This window comes from Corynebacterium epidermidicanis, from assembly GCF_001021025.1.
GTDB classification, from domain to species: Bacteria; Actinomycetota; Actinomycetes; order Mycobacteriales; family Mycobacteriaceae; genus Corynebacterium; species Corynebacterium epidermidicanis.
Map to the genome: position 1 here is coordinate 2586811 of NZ_CP011541.1, position 20153 is coordinate 2606963.

The window sequence follows — 20153 nt, forward strand, 5'->3', positions numbered from 1 at the left end:
CATGGCTGCATATCTCGTATCCGGCACCCGCACACCCGTCGGCCGCTACGGTGGCGCCCTGTCTTCGGTGCGACCCGATGACCTCGCCGCTTTGGTGGTTCGCCAGGTGGTCGAGGACGCCGGCTTGCCTCCCGAGGCCGTCGACGAAGTAATCCTGGGCAATGCCAACGGCGCCGGCGAGGAGAATCGGAACGTCGCACGTATGGCGTGGCTGCTCGCCGGGTTCCCGGACTCGGTCCCAGGCATCACCGTCAACCGACTCTGCGCCTCCGGCATGTCGGCGATCGCCCTGGCTACTGCCATGGTGGAGTCCGGTCAAGCAGACGTCGTAGTCGCTGGTGGCGTGGAGTCCATGTCCCGCGCCCCATGGGTCCAAGCGAAGCCGGAGAAGGCGTTTGCGAAGCCGGGGGAGATCTTTGACACTTCCATCGGCTGGCGCTTCGTGAATCCTATCTTCGCAGCTCAGGAGAAGACCACTTTCTCCATGCCCGAGACTGCTGAGGAAGTGGCGCGCCGTTGCAACATCTCCCGCGAGGATGCCGACGCCTTCGCCGTCGAATCGCAGGCCCGCGCCATCGCTGCCATCGAGGCCGGTCTATTCGAAGCTGAAATTACTCCGGTGCCAGTTAAGGATCGCAAGGGCAATGTCACCTATGTGTCGGTGGATGAGGGCCCGCGCGCCGGCACTACGGCTGAGGTGCTAGCACGACTGAAACCAGTGGTCAAAGGCGGGGAAGTGGTTACCGCGGGCAACTCCAGCTCGCTTAACGACGGCGCGTCGGCCATCATTGTGGCGTCTTCAGATGCAGTGGAGCGCTACGGCCTCAAGGCGCGCGCCCGGGTGGTCGCGAATGCGAATGTAGGCCTCGAACCGGCAGTGATGGGGCTTGGTCCGATCCCAGCGACCCGCAAGGTGCTGGAGCGCGCGGGCTGGTCCGTGGACGATGTCGATGCGTTCGAGATCAATGAGGCATTTGCCACCCAGTCGGTAGCGACCGTGCGCGAATTGGGCCTTGACCCCGCTCGAGTGAACGCGTGGGGTGGCGCGATCGCACTTGGCCACCCGCTAGGTTCTTCGGGTTCCCGCATCACGCTCACGTTGCTGTCCCGCCTGGAGCAGTCGGGGGCCGAGCGTGGCGTGGCCACGATGTGCGTCGGCGTTGGCCAGGGCACCGCGATCGCGATTGAGAGGGTATAAATGTCCGCGCTGACCATTGACTTTGGCGAGGATCGGGTTGTCGCGACCATGTCGCGCCCCGAAGTCCGCAACGCCATCGACGCCGAAATGATCAACGAGTTCCACGCCCTGTGCGCGGAGTTGGAAGCCGAGCCACGCATCCTCATCATCGTCGGCGCGGACGGCATCTTCGCTTCCGGTGCCGACATCGGCCAGCTGCGCGAGCGCCGGCGTGACGACGCCCTCCGCGGCGTCAACTCCACCCTCTTTTCCCGTATTGCCCGCCTGCCAATGCCGGTCATCGCCGCGATCGACGGCTACGCGCTGGGTGGGGGAGCTGAGCTTGCGCTCGCTGCAGATTTCCGACTCGGCACCCCGCGCATCAAGGTGGGCCAACCCGAAACCGGTTTGGGCATCATGGCGGCCGCCGGTGCGCTCTGGCGCCTGCGCGAAGTGGTGGGCGAACCGTTGGCCAAGGAGATCCTGTTCACCGGCCGAATTCTTAACGCCGAGGAGGCCCTGGCCGCTGGCTTCGTGACCGCCCTGCACGACGACGTCTTGGCAGCCGCGCACGAGTTGGCGGACCGCATCGCAAAGCAGGACCCACTGGCTGTGCGCCTGTCCAAGCAGGTCTTCGCGATGCCCGCTTCCGCCCACCCCTTTGTTGATAACATCGCCCAGGCGATCTGCTTTGAATCCGACGCAAAATTCGACCGTATGCAAGCCTTTTTGGACAGGAAGAAGAACAAATGACTTTGAAGCATGTTGGAGTTCTCGGTGGCGGGCGCATGGGCGCCGGCATTGCCCACGCCTTCTTGATGACGGGCGCCCGCGTCGTCGTCGTTGACCTCGACCCGGCCGCTGCCCAGGAGCGCATCGTTCGTGACGTGCAGAAATCCCTCGAGCGGGGTGCCTCCGGCACGCTGGGCGAATACCTGGGCCGGCTTGCCTGCGTTGCCGATAGCGCGGGCTTTGCCGGCTGTCAGTTGGTGGTTGAGGCCATCCCGGAGAACTTCGACATGAAGGTTTCCGCTTTCAGGGACATTGCAGCTGCCGCACCCGGCGCGGTGATTGCATCCAATACGTCGTCGCTGTCAGTGACAGACCTGGCGGCGACGGTGCCGTCGCCCGAGAGGGTCATCGGCCTGCACTTCTTCAACCCGGTGCCGGCCTCGAAGCTGGTGGAGATCGTGGTAGCGGATACCACGTCCGCTGAGCTCGTCGAAGCCGCTCGGGGCTGGGTCTCTGACCTGGGCAAAACCCCGATCGTGGTGAAGGACGCCCCAGGGTTCGCTTCTTCCCGCCTGGGTGTTGCCATCGCACTAGAGGCGATCCGCATGGTCGAGGAGGGCGTGGCGACGCCGGAGGACATCGACAACGCGATGGTGCTGGGCTACAAGTTCCCGGTCGGGCCGCTGGCGCTGACGGACATCGTGGGCCTCGACGTCCGGTTGGGAATTTCCGAGTACCTGGCATCGACGTTGGGCGAGCGCTTCGAGCCACCTGCGCTGATGCGCGAAATGGTTGCCCGCGGAGAGCTCGGTCGGAAGTCCGGCAAGGGGTTTTACGAGTACTAGTTTTGAGGGTCCCTCTCGCTCCGTGTTTCGACGCGCGGGTGGGAGTTGTGGAATTGAGAGCTCACAGGGTTCCAGGTTTTGGACGCATTCCGGTCTGGAGACGAACCCGCCTCACGTTGAGGTATTTCAGCCTGCCTCGGGGCGCCCCGGCTTGGCTGCACACTTGCTATGTCGTCGCTTGGCCGTAGTCAGACTACCCAGAACGGATTTTATTCACCATTTTCCGCCCCTCGCGGTAGTCCGACTACACCGAAGCGACGCGCTAGCAGATCTGCAGCTTGCCGACGCCAGGCGCTTGCCGACACCAGGCGCTTGCCGACGCCAGGCGCTTGCCGACGTCCGAGGCCTTCTAAATCACGACTCATCCCCCCGGGGTTCAGAAGGTCTGATTCTGAACGACACTAAAAGAACTACCTCCCCGACGTAATCAACCGATCCGTCCAAGGCTACGCTATTGCACTTGAGCGAGGTTTCCAACGCGACTTAGCCGATGCTGCGGTTGGGTGATGGTTGTCAGCCTGTCGAAGGTCGTGCACATTTAACTACAACGGCGAGTCGTCGAACGGCGACATTCCGCTCTCGGAAACCGAAGGCTTCGGTAGCCAATTGAGAAAAACAACGTCAGCTCATCCACGAGAATTCGGAGAAATCGAGTTGTTTTCTAGCACTATCGTGAAACTAAACAGATCTGTTCAATTTTCTTGAACGTTCAGGTATATTGAACATCATGGAACGAAACCAGCTGCTAGAGAGCCTCTCGGCAGACACACTCACAGAGATTCAATCCCAACTCTCTCAGCGCGATGTGCAGCTCTCATTCACTCCAGAACCCACAGTCAACATTGCAGGCCGAACGATGCTAGTTGAGCTTTTCGTTGATGATGTGACCACAACCCCCAAAGTCCAACCAATGCTGCTTGCCGACGAAATCAGCAGCAAACAGTCCAAAAAACTTCACCAACATGGAATCTGGTTTGCAGACGCGCGCGGAAATATGTTCCTATCTGGTACCGGCTTCTTAATTAATATCGAGGGGCGAAGGGGCAACTACCAAACACACCCAAATAAGCCCTCCAGCATCTCTCTGTTTACCGGGCGCCGTTCTCAAGTGATCGCACTCTTACTCTCCTACGACGAACTGCTAAATCAGTCGCGTCGTACGATTGCTACCGCCGCCGGCACGTCGGTTGGCACAGTACAGCAAACACTTGAGCTGCTTGAGGCAACTCATTACCTTCACCCGGGAGCCTCGGCTGTCTATTTTCCGGACAAGCAACAACTGTTGTCCGCATGGGCGCGTTCTTACGCTGCCGGCCTCGGGCATCAAACCAAGCTTCTTACCGCCGAGGGTGAGGTCCCTGAAATCGATGAAGAATTTCTTCTGAGCGGAGAAGCTGCTGTGGCAGATTTGCTAATCAATCCCCAAACTGCGGATCTTTACGTCGCAGATAGGACAACAGCTGCCCTGACCATGGCTAAGCATAAGTGGCGACAATCCCAAGACGGAAACTTGATATTCCGGCGCCAGTTCTGGCACACCCCCAAACGAGAAGTACCACCGGCTATCGTATACGCAGATCTCATCAGCCACGATTCTCCACGCCTGACAGAAGTCGCACGCGAATATGCCATCGGTCGTCTGGGGGTTTAGATGCAAGGTTACGAAGACATCCAACGTGTGCTTTCGGCTCTCGAGTCGGCGGGAGTCGGCGAAGATTTAATGCTTATCGGAGCTCGAGCTCGAGACATTTTGCACGAACGCATCGTGGGAGGTCATCCGATGCGCGCCACGAAAGATGTCGATATTGCTATCTACGTCGATAGCTGGCACGATTTAGAGGCTATTAATGCCAACTTTGAACGATGTGGCTCGGCCTGGCAAAAACGCCTTGTAGGTAATCTGCCCGTAGATTTTGTACCGTTTGGCCCTATCGAAAGTCCACCTGGCGAAATTTCCCCAAGCGATGGATTGATCCTGAATGTGAATGGACTCAGGGAGGCATTTTCCACGAGCTTGAAAATCGACCTCAATAACGGTCGTGTAGTCAGGATCCCTTCGAAAGTGGGTTTTCTACTACTAAAGCTTGAGGCGTGGCTTGATCGTTTCCATATTTCCGGCAAAGACGGTTCCGATATTGCGACAGCCATTTCCTGGTTTGATGAGCAAGAATACTTGCTGGGCGACGAGTTTCAAGCAATGCTTCTCGACGAGTCATTGGAATTTGATCCCATCCCTCAAAGGGTGGCAATCATTGGTTTCGAGGTAGCAAAGTTACTAGGGGAAGAAAAAGCATCCGCTTTAGCACTTCGCTTCCACGAACTTCAAGAACCAGAGCTAAATCGCTTGGCCGGACAACTCCATAGTTCGGGCGCATTTTCTGTGCCACAAGCACGACTAAAACAGATAGTTCCCGCATTACTCTTCGGAATGCGCACAGCTCACTCCTCTCGATAGTCGCATCGGTACGCCTTAATTAGAGAGAGGTTAGAAGCTTCAAGCGCGACTTTACCGACGGCGCCGGCTTACACGAAACCTTCCTGAAGGTCGCAGCTGGTGAGTTGAACTCCGTCTTGGGTCCTTCCAGTCCGAATATGCGTGTCTTATCGATGGTCTTCCAGGGCCTCGCACTCTGGCCGCACATGTCAGTGGCCAAATACATCGACTTCCCGCTGACCACCGGCGACCGGAGAACACAGCAAGAATCAGCCCCTGTCACTGTGGACGAGCTGGTACCGAAAGGTTATGACACCAGGATCCTCGCCCACGTCCACCAGCCGCTCTCTTTGACCACTAAGCCACCGAACTTCTGGCCGGGGCAGGGCATGCTGCGGGTGATTGAGCTGCCGGGATTGGCGTTTAAGGAGCCAGAAATCCCTCCTGCGTTATGCTAGAACACACCGACTTCGTCCGGCTTACATCTGAATAGCTGCATCTGGCTCGGCACTGGCGGCAATTTTTGTAAATAGTCATTGCTATAGCACTTTGCCCCGAATTGCTTCACCGTCCCTTGATGCTCAGGTAGACGCCAAGCCCCATCAGACCAGTATCTATGTGCAAAAACGTCAGATGCCGGCACACCGAACTCGGCCCACGTCCCATCACACGAAACCAGTCTGAACCCTGCAGGCACCGAGAGATAAGGCGTTGAACAGCGAGTGGTGGCATCCGGTTCCTTATTTCCTGCAGCTAGGGCACTACCTCCAGCCACTCGCACCAACTTCCCGCCCTTAACCTCATAATTGCCAGTTTCAGTTAGCGAAGGGCAGCAGGCAGGGTCGCCAGGGGCGCTGACTTTGAAGCTCAGCCGTAGCGTATCCCCTTCAGCGCGGAACTCACCCCAACCACCGCGTCCTACCTCGAGCCCATCAGGCAACTCAATTCCACGCTTAGGCAACCCATTGCCAGGGTCGATCGTCAGGTCTGGGTTGACCTTAAGCAGTAGTGGTGGCCAGCCGACCGCGCCCGGGACACAGCTGGCGGCCACGTACATTTCCTGCTGGCCGTCTTTGTCGAAGTCGAATTGCAGCATGTTGACCTTCGGTTGCCCGTCGCCAATCTTGGTCAAGATCGAACCGAACCCACCGAGTTCACTTGTGGACTTGAACTCGCCGTTGACCATCGGACCGGACTCGGTGCCACACACGCCCGGCCAGGTTTGGGTGAGCATCTTGGCCTTGATGTCTTCGGAAATTTCATGGCTTACCTGCTTATTGAACGTACGAGACGGCGCTGCCGACGCAGCGCTCGTGGCCACAGGGGAGGTCTGCGTCACCGTAACCACGGTGGTGACCGGCGACGATCCATCGCCATCTTGATTGCCACACGCGGCAAGCGGAAAAGCCAGCAATACAAGGGCAGCCGATGCTGCTTTCACAGATCTAAAAAATGTATTCACAATGGCAATGGCATGGGATTTTCATTAAAAAGCAGCGGAAAGTGCGACTAAACCTGATCCACAATCGCGGCTGCGCGGGCCTGGTCCAGCGCCTCGGTGAGGTCTCCAAGCGGCTCGACGATCGCGTTGGTAATCCGCACCGTGCACAGGCGGTCGCCCGTAGCCTCGGACGTGATCACCACTTCATGCGAGGTAAGCGTCCGACCCAGCTTAATCGGGGTGGCCACCGCTCGCACATATCCCGACCGGGTGCCCCGGTGATGAGTGGCGTTAATATCCACACCCACGCACGCTTTGCCAAGGGTGGAGGCATACTTCAACGCAGCCCAAGACCCTGCCATCTCGCCGAGGCATGCCATCGCTCCGCCATGTAGCGCGCCTAAGGATTGGCGGTTACGTTCCACGGGCATGCGCACTTCGACACGCTCGACCGACTCGGATACGACTTCCACGCCCATGCGAATATCAAGCTCACCCAGCGAAATCTGTACCGGTTCCATACCGACCTCCTCGACAATATTGTGATCTGCGTTATACTCTAGCTCATTACTTACCGAACGTTCAGTTATTTGGAGGATCTACCATGGCGATCGTGCCTAGCTACTTGTCCGGCCAATGGGTTACCCCAGAAAATCCAACCAAGACCACGGAGGTTCTCGACGCCCGCACGGGTGAGCTCGTGGCCGAGGTGAGCACCGAGGGCCTCGACATCGCTGGCGCCATCGATTATGCCCGCACCACGGGCCAGGCGGAGCTCGGCAAGCTCACCATCCACGAGCGCGCGCTCAAGCTCAAGGAATTGGCCATCTACCTGGGCGAACACAAGGAAGCACTCTACCGGATTTCGGATGCCACCGGCGCTACCCAGCGCGACCACTACATCGACATCGATGGCGGTATCGGCACCCTGTTCACCTTCTCCTCCAAGGGACGTCGTGAGTTGCCAAACTCCCACGTCATCGAGGACGGACCGTACGAGCCGCTCTCCAAGGACGGCTCTTTCATCGGCACCCACATCTACACCCGCATCCCGGGCGTCGCGGTGCAGATCAACGCCTTCAACTTCCCCGTGTGGGGCATGCTGGAAAAGTTCGCTCCAGCCTTCATCGCAGGCGTGCCTACCCTAGTCAAGCCCGCCACCCCAACCGGCTACGTCACCCAAGCCTGCGTGCGCCTCATGGTCGACTCCGGCATTCTCCCTGAGGGCTCCATCCAGCTGATTTCCGGCTCCGCCCGCACACTGCTCGACCACCTCGACTACCGCGACCACGTGGCCTTCACCGGCTCCGCCGCCACTGCAGCCACCCTCAAGTCGCACCAGAACGTCATTGAAGGTGGCGTCCGGTTTACCTCCGAAGCCGATTCCCTCAACGCTGCGATCCTCGCCAGCGACATCACCGCCGAGGACCCAGAGTTCGACGCCTACATCAAAGTCCTCTTCCAGGAAATGACCGCAAAGGCTGGCCAGAAGTGCACCGCGGTCCGTCGCGCGCTCGTCCCGCACGCGCTTGTCGACGCCGTGGCAGGCGCTCTGTCCTCCCGCATCGAAGAAAAGGTCGTGCTCGGGGAAACAATGGGGCCATTAGCGTCCTTCGACCAGCAGCGCGACGTCGATGCGGCGATAGCTCGCCTCGAGGCGGCCGGTGGCCAGGCTACGCGCGTCGGCAAGCGCCCAGCGGCGGGTGCCTTCGTGGAGCCGACGATCCTGACCTGGGCCGCTGACGCGCCTGAGGTGCATGAGATTGAGGCGTTCGGCCCGGTGGTGTCCGTACTGGGATACGACGATGATGCGCATGCGGTGGCGCTGGCTGCCAAGGGTGGTGGATCGCTGGTAGCTACGGTGTGCACCCGGGAAAAGGCGGGGGAGTACGCCGCTGGGATTGCAGCGCACCATGGGCGTCTGCACTTCCTGGACCGCGATGACGCGAAAACTACCACGGGACACGGCTCCCCGCTGCCGATGCTCATCCACGGCGGGCCTGGACGTGCCGGTGGCGGCGAGGAACTCGGTGGTGTGCGTGGCGTGAAGCACTACATGCAGCGCACCGCCATCCAAGGCACCCCGAACCATCTCACCGCCGTGACGGGGGAGTGGCACCGCGGCGCGGACGTCCAGCGCGTCACCCGCGAAGAAGGCGAACACCCATTCCGGAAGTCCCTGACTACCCTAAAGATTGGCGATCAGTTCGCCTCCGAGCTGCGCCCAGTCTCCCTGGAAGACATCCTCGCGTTCGCGGAGTCCACCGGCGACACCTTCTACGCCCACACCGATGAAGAAGCGGCGATGGCGAACCCATTCTTCCCTCGTCGAGTAGCGCACGGCTACCTGCTGGTTTCCTGGGCTGCGGGCCTGTTCGTCAACCCAGATCCAGGCCCAGTGCTCGCGAACTACGGGCTGGAGAACTTGCGGTTCATCACGCCGGTGACCTACGACGATTCCATCCGGGTGGAGCTCACCGCCAAGCGGATCACCCCACGCGTCACCGACGAGTACGGTGAGGTCGCCTGGGACACCGTGATCTACAACCAGAACGACGAGATCGTGGCTACCTACGACGTACTCACGCTGGTAGAAAAGGCATAGTGCCTAGGCAGCGGCTAGACGTCGAACCCCTGCTCCCGCGCAATCTTTAGAGTTTCGTCCCGCAGATCCAGGGGCTGAGAGTAATGCCCCGTCACCTGCGTACTGAATGATTTCACCGGTTGATCGGGATTGCGCAGGTCGTAGTAGCTGGTCATCTCGGTATCGTAAGCAGCCATCAGGTCACGGTCCGCCTCCACATAGTGGTTTTCCATCACCCGCACCTGCCGGGGCAAACGCGGCTTGAGCTGCGGGTTTTGGTTCGGCCATCCCAGGCCCATACCTACCACCGGAAAAGTGAGCTCCGGCAACTGCAACAGTTCAATGATCGCGCGAGCGTCATTATGTACGTTGCCATAGAAATTCACACCCAGCCCCACGCTTTCCGCTGCTACACACACATTTTGGGCCATCAGGCAAGCATCAGTAAAACCAGAGATGAAGTTGCGCGGGTAACGCGCGCCCTCCGCCTCGGTCAGGGCATCATTGCGGTGCGTATCGACGATAAACAGCAAATATCCCGTCGCGTCTTTGACATAAGGCTGGTTGCCGATTTCCGCAAGTCGATCCTTCAATGCCTGCTGCGTGACGTGGATGATGCTCGCTCCCTGCATACCCAGCGAGCTGGGGGTATGCATCGCGACGTCGAAAAGCTGGGCGAGAGTGTCGGGGGCGATCGGCTCTCCGGTAAATTTCCGGATTGTGCGGTGGCTTAATTGTGTGCGAATCGTCTCTGTGGTCATATCAGCAAGTGTAGTGAGCAGCGGTAGATTCGTCGGCACCCCGAGAGCTAGTTATGCACGACTTCGGTTCGGTATCCACAGCAACAGACGGTAAAGTGACACTGTTTTTGACGTCACCGTAATTTGTAAGGGGAGTGGTAGCGATGCGCGCTTTGTTAGTCGCGACAGCGTGCGCCACGTTTCTGTGTTCCACAACCCCAGCTGCCGATGCCGAAAATGAGATTCCGCTCAACTGGTGGATTGGGGCATATGGCGTCGATAAGCTGCACGAAGAGGGTTTCGATGGGGCTGGACAGACCATTGTTATTTCGGAGGGTGGGCTGTATCCGGACTCGCCGGACCTCGTCGGCGCTGACGTTGAATACCTGCCGCTTTCGGAGGAATGTCAGGAAGTAATCCCCCTCGATCCCGAGGATGAGATCGAGCAATCGCTGCACGGTACGAATGTCGCCAACATGATTGTGGGCCAAGGCGGGCCGGATAATATTCAGGGTGTTGCACCCCGAGCGAAACTCATCGTGGTGCAGGTGCGCAACACGGACAACGCGGACCCAGACGACCCTCGCACCCCCAGCTGCATCGAGGAAGCCCACAGCGTGGTCCGTAAAGTAATTGACCGCAACCCCACCGTGTATTCCAACTCGGTCGACGACGGGGACCTCCCAAAGTACGCACCCTACCTGCTGCTCACCGGGCATTTGGCTTTCGACGCCGTCGGTAACAACGGCACCGAAGCACCCAATGACCCCGAGGAACTTGAAACACCCACCCCCGGCATGGTGTCCATCGGCGCGGTGGACCCCGAAGGCAATGTCGCCGATTTCAGCAGCCGACAACACGACCTCGCACTGCTAGCACCCGGCGCGGCAGTCCTGGGCAGAGATATCGACGGCAACCTCACCGAAATTAACGGAACCAGCTTCGCGTCCCCCTATGCCGCGGGAGTGTTCGCGCTCGCGAAACAACGGTGGCCTCAAGCCACTGACCTGCAGCTAGCCCAGTCGATGTTGCGCACGGCGATTGGTGCTGAGGGGGAGATCCGCCACGATTCCGCCACCGGCTCCGGGCTTATCGCGCCCTACGCCTTCGTTCACAACGACCCCACCGGCCTGCCCGACGTGCCGCCCTTCCTGCCCGCAAGCAACGCCGCCAATGTCAACGCCAGCGGCGACAAATACCTGCCGTTTTACGACGTCCTCGACGGCACCCGCGACTGCAGCGGCCTGCCACTGTGCGAAGACGGCCAGCTCCGCGCCCCACGCGCACACTGGTTACCGCCGCTGGTGCCGGCACAGACCACGGCGGAAGGCGCTGGGGCTGGCCAGGCTGACGTTGCGACGACCGGTAGCAGCGACGACGTGACGAGCGCGAGCCCGAATCGCCCCCATTTCTCTCCGCGTGCGGGACTGGCGCTCGTTGGATTGGCGATAGTCGCGTTGATTACCAGTTTTGGTGTGCGGAGGCACCGCTAGCCGCACACCGCACCCGAGGTGCTTAGCTGCGATGGCCGAGCGGCTGCTGAAAACGGATCAGGTAACCGTCCGGATCCTTCACCAAAAACTGGCGAACGCCCACCTCAGCCGCGCTGCCAACCTGATACCACTTTTCCTCAGGTTCGAGGAATAGCGGCCAGTTGATGTTGCGCAGGGATGCGAGGGGGACCTCGAGGTCGTCGACACGCACTTGGAAATTGATGCCACGGCCAAACGGGGCTTCGAGCGTGTCGGTGACAAAGTCACGGCCTTCACCAAGCTCGTGCAGAACAATGTGAGCATTGCCTCGGGAGATGCACGCGAAGCCGACCTCGTGGCGTGCGTAGGTAACAGAAAAGCCACACATGACGCACCAGAAGTTCAGGCTGCTCGACAGGTCGCTCACGAGCAGTTCAGGGGCAAGGTCTTGGTCGATTTCTGGGAAGATCATGCCCTAATCTTCCCGCATGGGATTCAAGGGCGCAGGGGGTGTGACGAGTTAGACCGTACAGGGTGGATCACTACTCGTTTCACTACCATCATTACATGGTTCAGTGCTAAATCAGCGTGCATCACTACTCGTTTCACTACCGACATTACATGGTTCAGTGCTTAGATCAGTGCCAATGACAGGCATCACTACTCACTTCACCAGAACGGAATAAGCAATGACTCCCGAGAAGTTCGACGAATTCATCGCACAGCACATCGAATGGATGCGCACTGCGAGTAGTGACAACAGTCGTGTGGTAGCCAAGCGGGTCCAAAATTCGCTTGGAAAGTCCTTCTGGGAAAGCGTCAGCGCTTTTGCAAATACAAGTGGCGGGCTGTTCATACTTGGCTTATCTGAACCGGATGGTTTCACCGCTGATCTCGAATTCAATGCGGAGCAGATCAAGAAAGAACTCGTTGCAGGGTTCAATACGGCACCTGGAAACAGGCCAAAGGTCACTCCGGTGCCACGTCACCGCATGCACGAAGTGAGGTTTGAAGGGCAGGAGCTGATCGCTGTCGAAATCGATGCCATGCGAGATGACCCGCAGCTCGTTAGTCAAATGCCTTGTTTCGTAACGGATCAGCATCTCTCCAAGGGCAGCTATCGACGTGAGTTCGATGGCGATCGCCGACTGAACGCCTACGAGATTCACGAATTACAAACGTGGATGCAACCCGATAGTTCAGATCGCGAGATCATCGCAGATGCGTTGCCTGACGACATTGATGAAATTGCGGTCCAGACAGTAATCGCAGCTTATCGAGCCGAAGGCTCCCGCGTCATCTCCACCGCACGCAATTCTGACGATCTCCTGCGCCTCATCAAAGTGTTGGACTATGACGAACAGCACCACCTTAAGCCAACTTTGGCCGGTGTATTGGCTGTGGGGCGTTACCCCCAACAATTCTTTCCGCAGTTGTTTATCGACGTCACCGTTCACCCAACCACCGAGAAGTCAACTAGTACTGCTGGCATTCGATTCCTTTCCAGAAAGCGTTGTGACGGCCCACTCACCGAAGCCGTCGAGTCTGCAGTCGCGGAAGTGTTGGGTAACTTAAAAACTCGTTACAGTGAAACTGCTGGCACCGTGGTCAACGAGAAGGAGATCCCAGAGCTGGCGATTCGAGAAGCCATCGCCAATGCTGTGATGCACCGCGACTATGGACAACTCGCACGCGGCGAACAAGTTGCCGTTGACATCTATCCAGATCGTGTAGAGATCACCAACCCAGGTGGCCTCTGGGGCGGACGCACCGAAGAGAACCTCGTCGATGGCCGGTCCGTCACCAGGAATGAAGCCCTTGCTTCCATCCTCAGCCACTTGCACAATGCGCGGAATGAACGTATCGCAGAGAACCAAGGAAGTGGCATTCCGGCCATGATCCGCGCCATGACTCAGCACGGGCTCAGTGCACCGAGATTTAAGAACAACATCAGTTCTTTTCAAGTGACGCTGCGCCGCTTCGGGCTCCTTGACACCGAAGCACAGGAATGGCTCGAAAGTCGTGGACATCAGCGCTCACCGATTGCTGACGTGGCTCTGATTCTCGCGCGCAACGAAGGCGAAGTTTCCACTCAATCACTCCGGGACCGTCTCGGAATCGACAGTGACGAAGCCCGAGAATTCCTCGCACAATTGCTTGTCGACGGCCAATTGACCGCCATCGATAGCGAACACTATGCGCTTGCTGCTCAATCGATGCCTCAAGTTAGCGCCCCCGCCCGAGAGCTCTATGAGCACATTTCTGCCACAACTCCACGTAAGACCGCAGAACTCGCCGAACTGTGGGGCAGATCTGAGGGCACGGTTCGTCTACGCGTCAAGAAACTGATCGATGCAGACATGGTGATTCCGACCGCAGCGTCGACAAGCAAGCTGCGTGCCTACCTGCGCACCAAGCGATAGGAATCAATGACCAACTCGCGGACGAGGTCGTCGGGCACGCCTTGGCCTTCGGTGATCATGACCCAATGCCGTTTATTCACGTGGTAGCCAGGCGTGATGCCTGGGTGTTGCTGGCGGAGTAATTCGCCCTCGAGTGGGTCGACCTTGACATTGGCGATCCTTTCGCCATGCAGCACGCCGAGCAGCGCGAACCACTTGCCCTGGATCTTGAATGCATCCCAGTCATCGCGGAATGGCTCCTTTTTACAGAGGCTAACTGCAGCTCGGCCTCGCGGACGAGAGAATGGATGTTAGGGGGAGGGACATAGTGGGAGTCTATGGCGCAACGGTGTGATTACGGCAGCTCGAATGATCACCCACCTGCGGATTGTTAGATTAGAGGGGTGCTAATCTAACAATGATTGCGACTTTTGTGCAATCCTTGGCGGAATAGAGACTGCCTAATCCACCAAACGGTATCGACGGGAGCGCCCGTTGCCGATCGGCCCCACTGTTCCCGCCTCCGCCATCGCATCAATGCAGGCTTTCGCAGTTCCGCGGGAAATCCCCGCCAGCGCCATGAGGTCGCTCGTGGCAAGGTCTCCAACTTCCCAAAGCCACAGCACGGCTGTTTTATGGAGTTCATCTTGATCGGTGGACAGGTATCGCGCCGGAGCGAATGGCGTTGGGTCAGCTTTGCGCAGGATGTTGCGGCACGACTCGCCCAATAACCACACTCCGCCATGCGGAACAACAAGCGGGTCTCCCAAAACCGTCGTTTGCCGAGCAGCTTCCAAAGCATTGTGCGCGGATTCACTGCCGGATTGGAGTCCGCGCGCGACTTCGTCCGCCGAAACAAACGATCGTTGGAACAGCAGATACAGCACAATCGCGATGCGGTAATCCTCTTGGCGAGCTTCCGGCACAATCCTGGACATCAGCTCAAGCACGGGAAGTACTGGGCGACCACCCACCAAGGTGGTTTCCACAAAAGGCCCTGCTATCTCTTCGATGGTTGGTGGCCGATGCCCTAGGGCAATCATCGATTGATACATGCGGTCGACACCCACCCCCTGCTTATCGACGAGCCCAACCGCCCGATAAAGTTCAGCCAAGGCGGGATAGCGAGCCGAGCGGTTGCTCAGTACGTTATTGGCCGTAATTGCTGGAGGAAACCCGCCGGGGCTACGCACGATCAGCGTGCTATCAAGCTCCACCCACCGCACATCAATTGCTTCACTGCGGTTCCAATCGCGATGAATCATGGCATTGAGCATCGCCTCACGAACAGCACTCCGGGGAATTTCCGGGACCGGCTTGTGGGCAAAGCCCTCCACCACAGTGTTGTTCTTATTTACCACATTGAGCGCCTGTTCAATATGTTCGAGCTGTTCGAGGCAGGACTTGTCCGGCTCAGGAACTACTCGATTCAGCACCTGACCACCGTGTACATCAAAGATACTCAACTCGATTACGGCGCTTCCCGCAGAGCTGAACAGCAGTTTTCCCGCGAGGGAGAGAAAACCCTGGGTATCGAGAGCTCCAATTCCGTGTAGAAGTTCTTGGTCTGTCAGCTCAGCAAAAGCTGGATCCCATTTCCTCGCCAATGCCATTGCCCCGGGGCGGACGTCGGCAAGCGTTGCGGTGTTAACCTGAGCCATCGGATCGAAACCAGCCTGGGCTCGCTGATACTCCCACCACTCCGAGCGGTCGACTGGCTTGCACGAGTCACCAACGCGCCAGCGCAGCCGATTCCCGGTATCCTCGACCGGTTCGGCTGCGGGAGCAACATAAATGACGAGTACTCGCTGCCCCTGCACCCGCTTTTCGACGATATCCGGTGCCACATCAATGCGACTATAAATGCCTTGCCGCAGCCAATCGAGGTCCAACTCAGTGCCGATGATTCGCCCGGCCTTGTCTTCGATACCCACGATCAAGGCGCCGCCACCTGGGGTGTTGGCCATGCAGGCGACTTCTTCGGCGATGGGGTCTAGTGCAGCTAGGTTTTCAAATCGGCCAGGCTCTAGAAGTCCTTTGACTATCCTTCCGCTTTCTGCAGCCGTTCTGATGGATTGTGTCGAGCCAGTAATGTTTCGCCACGACTCTTTGGCCGAGTAAGTATGGGCACCAAAATCACACATGAACGCAGGTTTCTCCGGTGCGGCTTTGATTTTCATGTGTCTTTCTATTCGAGATCCCAGACACTATTGGCATGTCTCAGATCGTGAACGCTGGTGTAACGCTGCTTTCGAACGAAGGCAGACGACCGACCGGCTTTGTCATTCGTGAGCGGTCCAGACAGTTGAACATGTTGTGGATCTCCCGGCTGGGAGAGCAAGAACACTTGATAGACACCATGATTGAGACCTTGAGCGAGACCGGCTTCCATCACCTTTCCAAGCTTTCTTTCAATGCGATCCTCACTGTCCTTTAGTCGACGAGCTTCCGAGCTATTCCATGAGACGTTATCCCTACGTAGCTTGATACGTGCAACGTCCATGCAGATTTGCCGATCTTTGTAAATAGCTAGGTATTGAACTTGCCTGAAGTAGCGACCTGCCTGACAAACAAACGCGTGAAGGTCCTCAAGCAAAGGAGAACTATCATTGCTTGGTACGACCACCGTGTCTTTGGGCGTAATTGGCCGTGCTGCCCCCACAACCCGCGTTCGGTCTACCGACTTCATCCAACTAGCGGCCTCTACATTGATGATTCTCGCAAGCTGAAAGATTGCCTCCATTTCGAAGCCAATATCCACATTTAGTAGCGAGTCATGGTGCGCCACACGGTTTCGAAATTTGCGGATCTGTTCCACCAAACGAGCAATCTCTTTACGCTGTCCAGTGCCATTAGGGAAAGCAAGCCTCAAGTTTTGCCTCCATAACTCTTCATACTTCGGGCCGAACCAACCTGTCCAAAAACCAAATGAGAGCCCCGCGATGATTTGGTCTCTTGTCTCTCGATTTTGCTGTCTAAGCCGTTCCCGAACTGTCTCGATTGCTTCACTCTGCGCCACGATAAATGGGGGCATAAAGAACCACGGAATGCCTATTTCACGTTCTCGAATCCATTCTTGAAGCTGGAGATCCACCGCGTTGCGTAACAAAACCTCCAAGTGGGCAAGCTGCTCAAGCGCAGCTCCAGCCATCTGTGCATTCCACGCATACAATTCACGCGCTTTGGCAACATCACCGCCAGCAGCGATCAAATACGAACGCATCCTTGGCTCAGGGAAACCCGGCAATACGATGCGACACGTTGGCTTCTCTTTACTCCCCATGACGGTGATGCTACTATGCAAGTGAACGCCCCGGTGTTGCCTCTGCCCTCGCGCACGCACCCGGGGCTCTTGCGTTTTGATATTCGGGGCGGATTCTAGTGGTCGTGGAAACACCTGATTGTTGTGAGGTGTTTTCATGGGGTCGGTATGGGATCCTGATCCGGTTGTTGTTGACAGGTTTTCCAGCTTGGTACGAGCTGGTAGCTCGGTGAAGCGTCCTGGGTTTTGTTCCTACTCACTTTTGAGAGGATTGGAACATGGCCAAGAGGTATTCACAGGAGTTCAAGGATCGCGCGGTGCGGATGCTGATCGATCGTTTAGCCGATGATGGCTCGTGTTCTCAGTGGCAGGCGGTCAATGAGATCGCACCGAAGCTAGGGATCGCGAATGAATCGCTGCGCCGCTGGTACGAGCAGCATTTAGTGAACGCGGGTGAACGGCAGGGGCTTACGCGTGAAGAGCATGAGGAGATTAAACGGCTCAAACGCGAGGTTGCGGAGTTGCGGCGGGCGAATGAGATTTTGAAGACTGCTTCGGCTTTTTTCGCAGCGGAGCTCGACCGTCCGGCCCGATAATGATTGCTTATATTGATGAGTATAGGGATCGTTTCGGGGTCGAGCCGATTTGCCGGGTATTGGGCGTGAGTCTGGAGGGAGGGTTTATCACCTCTCGTGGCTACCGGCTGGCGAAGAGCAGGCCAGCGAGCGCCAGAAGCATACGAGACAGGATCCTGATCGATGAGCTCAAGAAGATCCACACCAAGAATTACAGCGTCTACGGGGTGCGGAAGATGTGGCATGCAGTGCGGCGTGCTGGTTGGGATGTTGGCCGTGACCAGGTGGCTCGGCTCATGAGAATCGGTGGAATTGAGGGTGTTCGCCGGGGACGCGCCCCAATCACAACCCGGCCCGTTCAGGAAGTAGATTCTCGTCCGGATCTGGTCAATCGGCAGTTCAAGGCCAGTAGGCCCAACCAGCTGTGGGTTGCTGATATCACGTATGTACGAACCCTATCCGGCTTCGTGTATACAGCGTTCGTTACTGATGTGTATAGCCGCAAGATTGTGGGTTGGGCGACGCGTTCTTCGATGAAAACCGAGGCGCTACCACTAGAGGCACTCGAGCAGGCCATTCAGGGAGCGAAAGATACTCTGGTGGATCTGACGCATCATTCCGATCATGGCTCGCAATACACGAGTGTTGCCTACAACGAGAAACTCGCTGACTACGGGATCAAGCCCTCCACCGGGAGCGTGGGTGATTCCTACGATAACGCGCTAGCCGAGGCTGTCAACGGCCTGTACAAAGCCGAGCTGATCTATTCCCAGCCCTGGTTCTCACTGACCGAGGTCGAGTTTGCGACGTTGAACTGGGTCCACTGGTGGAACCACGAGCGCCTCCACGAAGCCCTCGGATATAAGAGCCCTGCAGAGATCATCGATATGTATAATCACACCCGGGTCAGCGAGCTGACCCCCGTATAAGAAGCGGAACAAAACCCAGGACGCTTCACGGTTCGCGCGGCAGCGCGTAGTACTGGGTTGCCTGATAGCGTGGCGTATGCGTTGGCGCACCGGTTGGCGCTACCTGTTCGTTCACGGGTTACTACGTCGTCTAAACAATACGAGCAGATTGCTTCGTTGTGGCTTCGAGGCTGGGCGCCGATGGATATAGTCCGTCACTGCCAGCTGGGCAGCTCGGTTGTCTACCGAGTGGGCATCGATCTGGGGTTATGGACGCGTAATCCTCATGGGCGGCGTGCTGCGGCAACCTCGCGCCGGTGTGCTTATTTACAGCTTCGAATTGGTGCGTTAGGGCGAAAAGATGCCGCTGATGCGTGTGGAATTCATCTACGTGATGCGCGTGATATCGACAAAGGCGTCATCAAGGTGGGGCGGCAGCGTGTAGCGTTCATCCCGGATGGGCCGGATGCGGCCTTGTATAACAGGCTTATGCAGTTGCTTGACTATGTTGACGGCCGGCAGTCGTTGCCGATTGCTATCGTCCCCCAATCGCGTATTGATCAGCGGATTTCACCGCGTTATCTCTGTATTGAAGAACGTGAGCTTATTTTCGACTTGCATCGGCAAGGCTTCGGTGTGCGTGCCATCGCCCGGCGGTTAGGGCGCGCACCGTCAACGATCAGCAAAGAGCTACGCCGTAACCAGGATGATTTCGGCCTGTATTTACCCACCCATGCACAGCGCACATCAACGCTTCGCAGATTCCGGCCGAAAAAACGCAAGATCGACCTCGTCCCAGGTTTATGGGAGACCATCTTTGCCATGCTGCGTGACAAGCTCTCTCCGGAACAGATCGCAGGGAGGTTGCGCAAAGACTATCCAGACGATGACACTATGCACGTGTGTGCTGAAACTATCTACCAAGCATTGTTCTTCCAGGCTAAAGGCGAGTTAAAGAAAGAAATCGCAGCATGCCTGCGACAAGGGCGCACAGTGCGTAAACCTCGCGGGCAGCGTATCCCTCGGCGGCGATTTGTTGACCCTATGGTCATGATTTCCGATCGGCCAGCCGACGTAGAAGATCGAGCTGTCCCAGGGCATTGGGAAGGTGACCTCATCTTAGGTAAAGGAAACACATCAGCTATCGGCACCCTCGTGGAAAGATCCACCAGGTATGTCATGCTATTGCACCTACCCGATGGACATGACGCCGTAGCAGTAAGAAACGCACTGGTTGCAGCGATCAATGGGCTACCTGAGCATCTCAAAGGCTCGTTAACCTGGGATCAAGGAAGTGAAATGGCAGGACATAAATCGTTTACCATCGCCACAGATTGCCCAGTGTATTTCTGTGACCCAGCCTCACCCTGGCAACGCGGCAGCAACGAAAACACCAACGGGCTCCTACGCCAGTACTTCCCTAAAGGCACAGACTTAAGCGTCCACACCGCCGAAGACCTGGAATTCGTTGCCATGCAGCTCAACAGACGACCACGAAAAACACTCAACTTCGATACCCCCGCAGAACGCATGGCACAATTGCTAGACAAAGAAACCTAGACCGTGTTTCCACGACCACTA

19 protein-coding genes are annotated in these 20153 nt (G+C 57.6%); 11 read left to right on the plus strand and 8 right to left on the minus strand.

Features of this window, described 5'->3' with window-relative positions; all coding sequences use genetic code 11:
• Nucleotide 1 precedes the first annotated feature (1 nt).
• Genes CEPID_RS11850 through CEPID_RS11860 form a run of 3 tightly spaced genes read left to right on the plus strand, consistent with a single transcriptional unit; the run spans nucleotide 2 to nucleotide 2754 of the window.
• Nucleotides 2–1198, plus strand: a complete 1197-nt coding sequence (locus CEPID_RS11850; protein ID WP_047241134.1) for a thiolase family protein — start codon at nucleotides 2–4, stop codon at nucleotides 1196–1198.
• Nucleotides 1199–1930, plus strand: coding sequence for an enoyl-CoA hydratase/isomerase family protein (locus CEPID_RS11855; protein ID WP_047241135.1), 732 nt, complete (start codon nucleotides 1199–1201; stop codon nucleotides 1928–1930).
• Nucleotides 1927–2754 (plus strand): 3-hydroxyacyl-CoA dehydrogenase family protein, encoded by an 828-nt coding sequence (locus CEPID_RS11860; protein ID WP_047241136.1) that lies wholly within the window; start codon nucleotides 1927–1929, stop codon nucleotides 2752–2754. Before CEPID_RS11855 ends, CEPID_RS11860 begins: the two co-directional genes overlap by 4 nt.
• A gap of 209 nt (nucleotides 2755–2963) precedes the next feature.
• Here the strand turns inward: CEPID_RS11860 and CEPID_RS13385 are convergent, their stop codons facing one another.
• Entirely contained in the window at nucleotides 2964–3119 is a 156-nt protein-coding gene (locus CEPID_RS13385; RefSeq protein ID WP_158408054.1) for a hypothetical protein, read from the minus strand.
• Nucleotides 3120–3481: 362 nt separating this feature from the next.
• On the opposite strand from CEPID_RS13385, the gene CEPID_RS11865 reads away from it, so the two are divergent.
• The 3 genes from CEPID_RS11865 to CEPID_RS11875 all read left to right on the plus strand — a co-directional run bounded on the left by CEPID_RS11865 (nucleotide 3482) and on the right by CEPID_RS11875 (nucleotide 5646).
• Nucleotides 3482–4405 (plus strand): type IV toxin-antitoxin system AbiEi family antitoxin, encoded by a 924-nt coding sequence (locus CEPID_RS11865; RefSeq protein ID WP_047241137.1) that lies wholly within the window; start codon nucleotides 3482–3484, stop codon nucleotides 4403–4405.
• Entirely contained in the window at nucleotides 4406–5209 is an 804-nt protein-coding gene (locus CEPID_RS12580; protein WP_052843578.1) for a hypothetical protein, read from the plus strand.
• Nucleotides 5210–5346: 137 nt separating this feature from the next.
• The gene (locus tag CEPID_RS11875; protein ID WP_047241138.1) at nucleotides 5347–5646 is read left to right on the plus strand and encodes a hypothetical protein; all 300 of its coding nucleotides are present in this window, start codon (nucleotides 5347–5349) and stop codon (nucleotides 5644–5646) included.
• Here CEPID_RS11875 and CEPID_RS11880 read toward each other — a convergent pair.
• Both CEPID_RS11880 and CEPID_RS11885 read right to left on the minus strand, forming a co-directional pair.
• Entirely contained in the window at nucleotides 5643–6629 is a 987-nt protein-coding gene (locus CEPID_RS11880) for a hypothetical protein (RefSeq protein ID WP_047241139.1), read from the minus strand. The two genes, CEPID_RS11875 and CEPID_RS11880, sit on opposite strands and share 4 nt — an antisense overlap.
• A 68-nt stretch (nucleotides 6630–6697) precedes the next feature.
• A complete protein-coding gene (locus tag CEPID_RS11885) occupies nucleotides 6698–7150 on the minus strand; it encodes a PaaI family thioesterase (RefSeq protein ID WP_083984470.1) in 453 nt (150 codons plus the stop codon).
• An 83-nt stretch (nucleotides 7151–7233) separates the two neighbouring features.
• Here CEPID_RS11885 and paaZ point away from each other — a divergent pair, with 83 nt between their 5' ends.
• Nucleotides 7234–9234 (plus strand): phenylacetic acid degradation bifunctional protein PaaZ, encoded by a 2001-nt coding sequence (paaZ, locus tag CEPID_RS11890; RefSeq protein WP_047241140.1) that lies wholly within the window; start codon nucleotides 7234–7236, stop codon nucleotides 9232–9234.
• 14 nt (nucleotides 9235–9248) lie between these two features.
• On the opposite strand, the gene CEPID_RS11895 is transcribed toward paaZ, so the two are convergent.
• Nucleotides 9249–9974 (minus strand): NADPH-dependent oxidoreductase, encoded by a 726-nt coding sequence (locus tag CEPID_RS11895; RefSeq protein ID WP_047241565.1) that lies wholly within the window; start codon nucleotides 9972–9974, stop codon nucleotides 9249–9251.
• A 143-nt stretch (nucleotides 9975–10117) separates the two neighbouring features.
• Here CEPID_RS11895 and CEPID_RS12585 point away from each other — a divergent pair, with 143 nt between their 5' ends.
• A complete protein-coding gene (locus CEPID_RS12585) occupies nucleotides 10118–11446 on the plus strand; it encodes a S8 family peptidase (RefSeq protein ID WP_052843580.1) in 1329 nt (442 codons plus the stop codon).
• Between the two features lie 22 nt (nucleotides 11447–11468).
• Here CEPID_RS12585 and CEPID_RS11910 read toward each other — a convergent pair whose 3' ends face one another.
• Nucleotides 11469–11897, minus strand: coding sequence for a VOC family protein (locus CEPID_RS11910; RefSeq protein ID WP_047241143.1), 429 nt, complete (start codon nucleotides 11895–11897; stop codon nucleotides 11469–11471).
• Nucleotides 11898–12114: 217 nt separating this feature from the next.
• Here CEPID_RS11910 and CEPID_RS11915 point away from each other — a divergent pair, with 217 nt between their 5' ends.
• Complete coding sequence (locus CEPID_RS11915; RefSeq protein ID WP_047241144.1) at nucleotides 12115–13848, plus strand: ATP-binding protein; 1734 nt, start codon at nucleotides 12115–12117, stop codon at nucleotides 13846–13848.
• Here the strand turns inward: CEPID_RS11915 and CEPID_RS11920 are convergent.
• The 3 genes from CEPID_RS11920 to CEPID_RS11930 form a co-directional block, all read right to left on the minus strand.
• Nucleotides 13827–14054: an MmcQ/YjbR family DNA-binding protein gene (locus CEPID_RS11920; RefSeq protein WP_083984471.1), complete on the minus strand. Its 228-nt coding sequence runs from the start codon at nucleotides 14052–14054 to the stop codon at nucleotides 13827–13829. The genes CEPID_RS11915 and CEPID_RS11920 overlap by 22 nt on opposite strands.
• Before the next feature lie 234 nt (nucleotides 14055–14288).
• The gene (locus CEPID_RS11925; protein WP_407921628.1) at nucleotides 14289–15971 is read right to left on the minus strand and encodes a DUF5635 domain-containing protein; all 1683 of its coding nucleotides are present in this window, start codon (nucleotides 15969–15971) and stop codon (nucleotides 14289–14291) included.
• Between the two features lie 44 nt (nucleotides 15972–16015).
• Nucleotides 16016–17038, minus strand: a complete 1023-nt coding sequence (locus CEPID_RS11930; RefSeq protein ID WP_236684248.1) for a hypothetical protein — start codon at nucleotides 17036–17038, stop codon at nucleotides 16016–16018.
• Between the two features lie 329 nt (nucleotides 17039–17367).
• On the opposite strand from CEPID_RS11930, the gene CEPID_RS11940 reads away from it, so the two are divergent.
• Nucleotides 17368–18593 (plus strand): IS3 family transposase gene (locus tag CEPID_RS11940; RefSeq protein WP_144413386.1). Its coding sequence is split into 2 segments (ribosomal slippage): nucleotides 17368–17647 and nucleotides 17647–18593, totalling 1227 coding nucleotides; the frame shifts between segments, so codons are not numbered across the junction.
• 546 nt (nucleotides 18594–19139) lie between these two features.
• Nucleotides 19140–20132, plus strand: coding sequence for an IS30 family transposase (locus CEPID_RS11945; RefSeq protein WP_169747269.1), 993 nt, complete (start codon nucleotides 19140–19142; stop codon nucleotides 20130–20132).
• Nucleotides 20133–20153: the final 21 nt, after the last annotated feature.

Bases quoted from the DNA above. Each gene is read 5' to 3' on its own strand.
- CEPID_RS11875 (WP_047241138.1), top strand. From the start codon at position 5,347: ATGCGTGTCTTATCGATGGTCTTCCAGGGCCTCGCACTCTGGCCGCAC.
- CEPID_RS11860 (WP_047241136.1), top strand. From the start codon at position 1,927: ATGACTTTGAAGCATGTTGGAGTTCTCGGTGGCGGGCGCATGGGCGCC.
- CEPID_RS13385 (WP_158408054.1), bottom strand. From the start codon at position 3,119: ATGAGTCGTGATTTAGAAGGCCTCGGACGTCGGCAAGCGCCTGGCGTC.
- CEPID_RS11865 (WP_047241137.1), top strand. From the start codon at position 3,482: ATGGAACGAAACCAGCTGCTAGAGAGCCTCTCGGCAGACACACTCACA.
- paaZ (WP_047241140.1), top strand. From the start codon at position 7,234: ATGGCGATCGTGCCTAGCTACTTGTCCGGCCAATGGGTTACCCCAGAA.
- CEPID_RS12580 (WP_052843578.1), top strand. From the start codon at position 4,406: ATGCAAGGTTACGAAGACATCCAACGTGTGCTTTCGGCTCTCGAGTCG.
- CEPID_RS11925 (WP_407921628.1), bottom strand. From the start codon at position 15,971: ATGTGTGATTTTGGTGCCCATACTTACTCGGCCAAAGAGTCGTGGCGA.
- CEPID_RS11915 (WP_047241144.1), top strand. From the start codon at position 12,115: ATGACTCCCGAGAAGTTCGACGAATTCATCGCACAGCACATCGAATGG.
- CEPID_RS11850 (WP_047241134.1), top strand. From the start codon at position 2: ATGGCTGCATATCTCGTATCCGGCACCCGCACACCCGTCGGCCGCTAC.
- CEPID_RS11885 (WP_083984470.1), bottom strand. From the start codon at position 7,150: ATGGAACCGGTACAGATTTCGCTGGGTGAGCTTGATATTCGCATGGGC.
- CEPID_RS11910 (WP_047241143.1), bottom strand. From the start codon at position 11,897: ATGATCTTCCCAGAAATCGACCAAGACCTTGCCCCTGAACTGCTCGTG.
- CEPID_RS11855 (WP_047241135.1), top strand. From the start codon at position 1,199: ATGTCCGCGCTGACCATTGACTTTGGCGAGGATCGGGTTGTCGCGACC.
- CEPID_RS12585 (WP_052843580.1), top strand. From the start codon at position 10,118: ATGCGCGCTTTGTTAGTCGCGACAGCGTGCGCCACGTTTCTGTGTTCC.
- CEPID_RS11895 (WP_047241565.1), bottom strand. From the start codon at position 9,974: ATGACCACAGAGACGATTCGCACACAATTAAGCCACCGCACAATCCGG.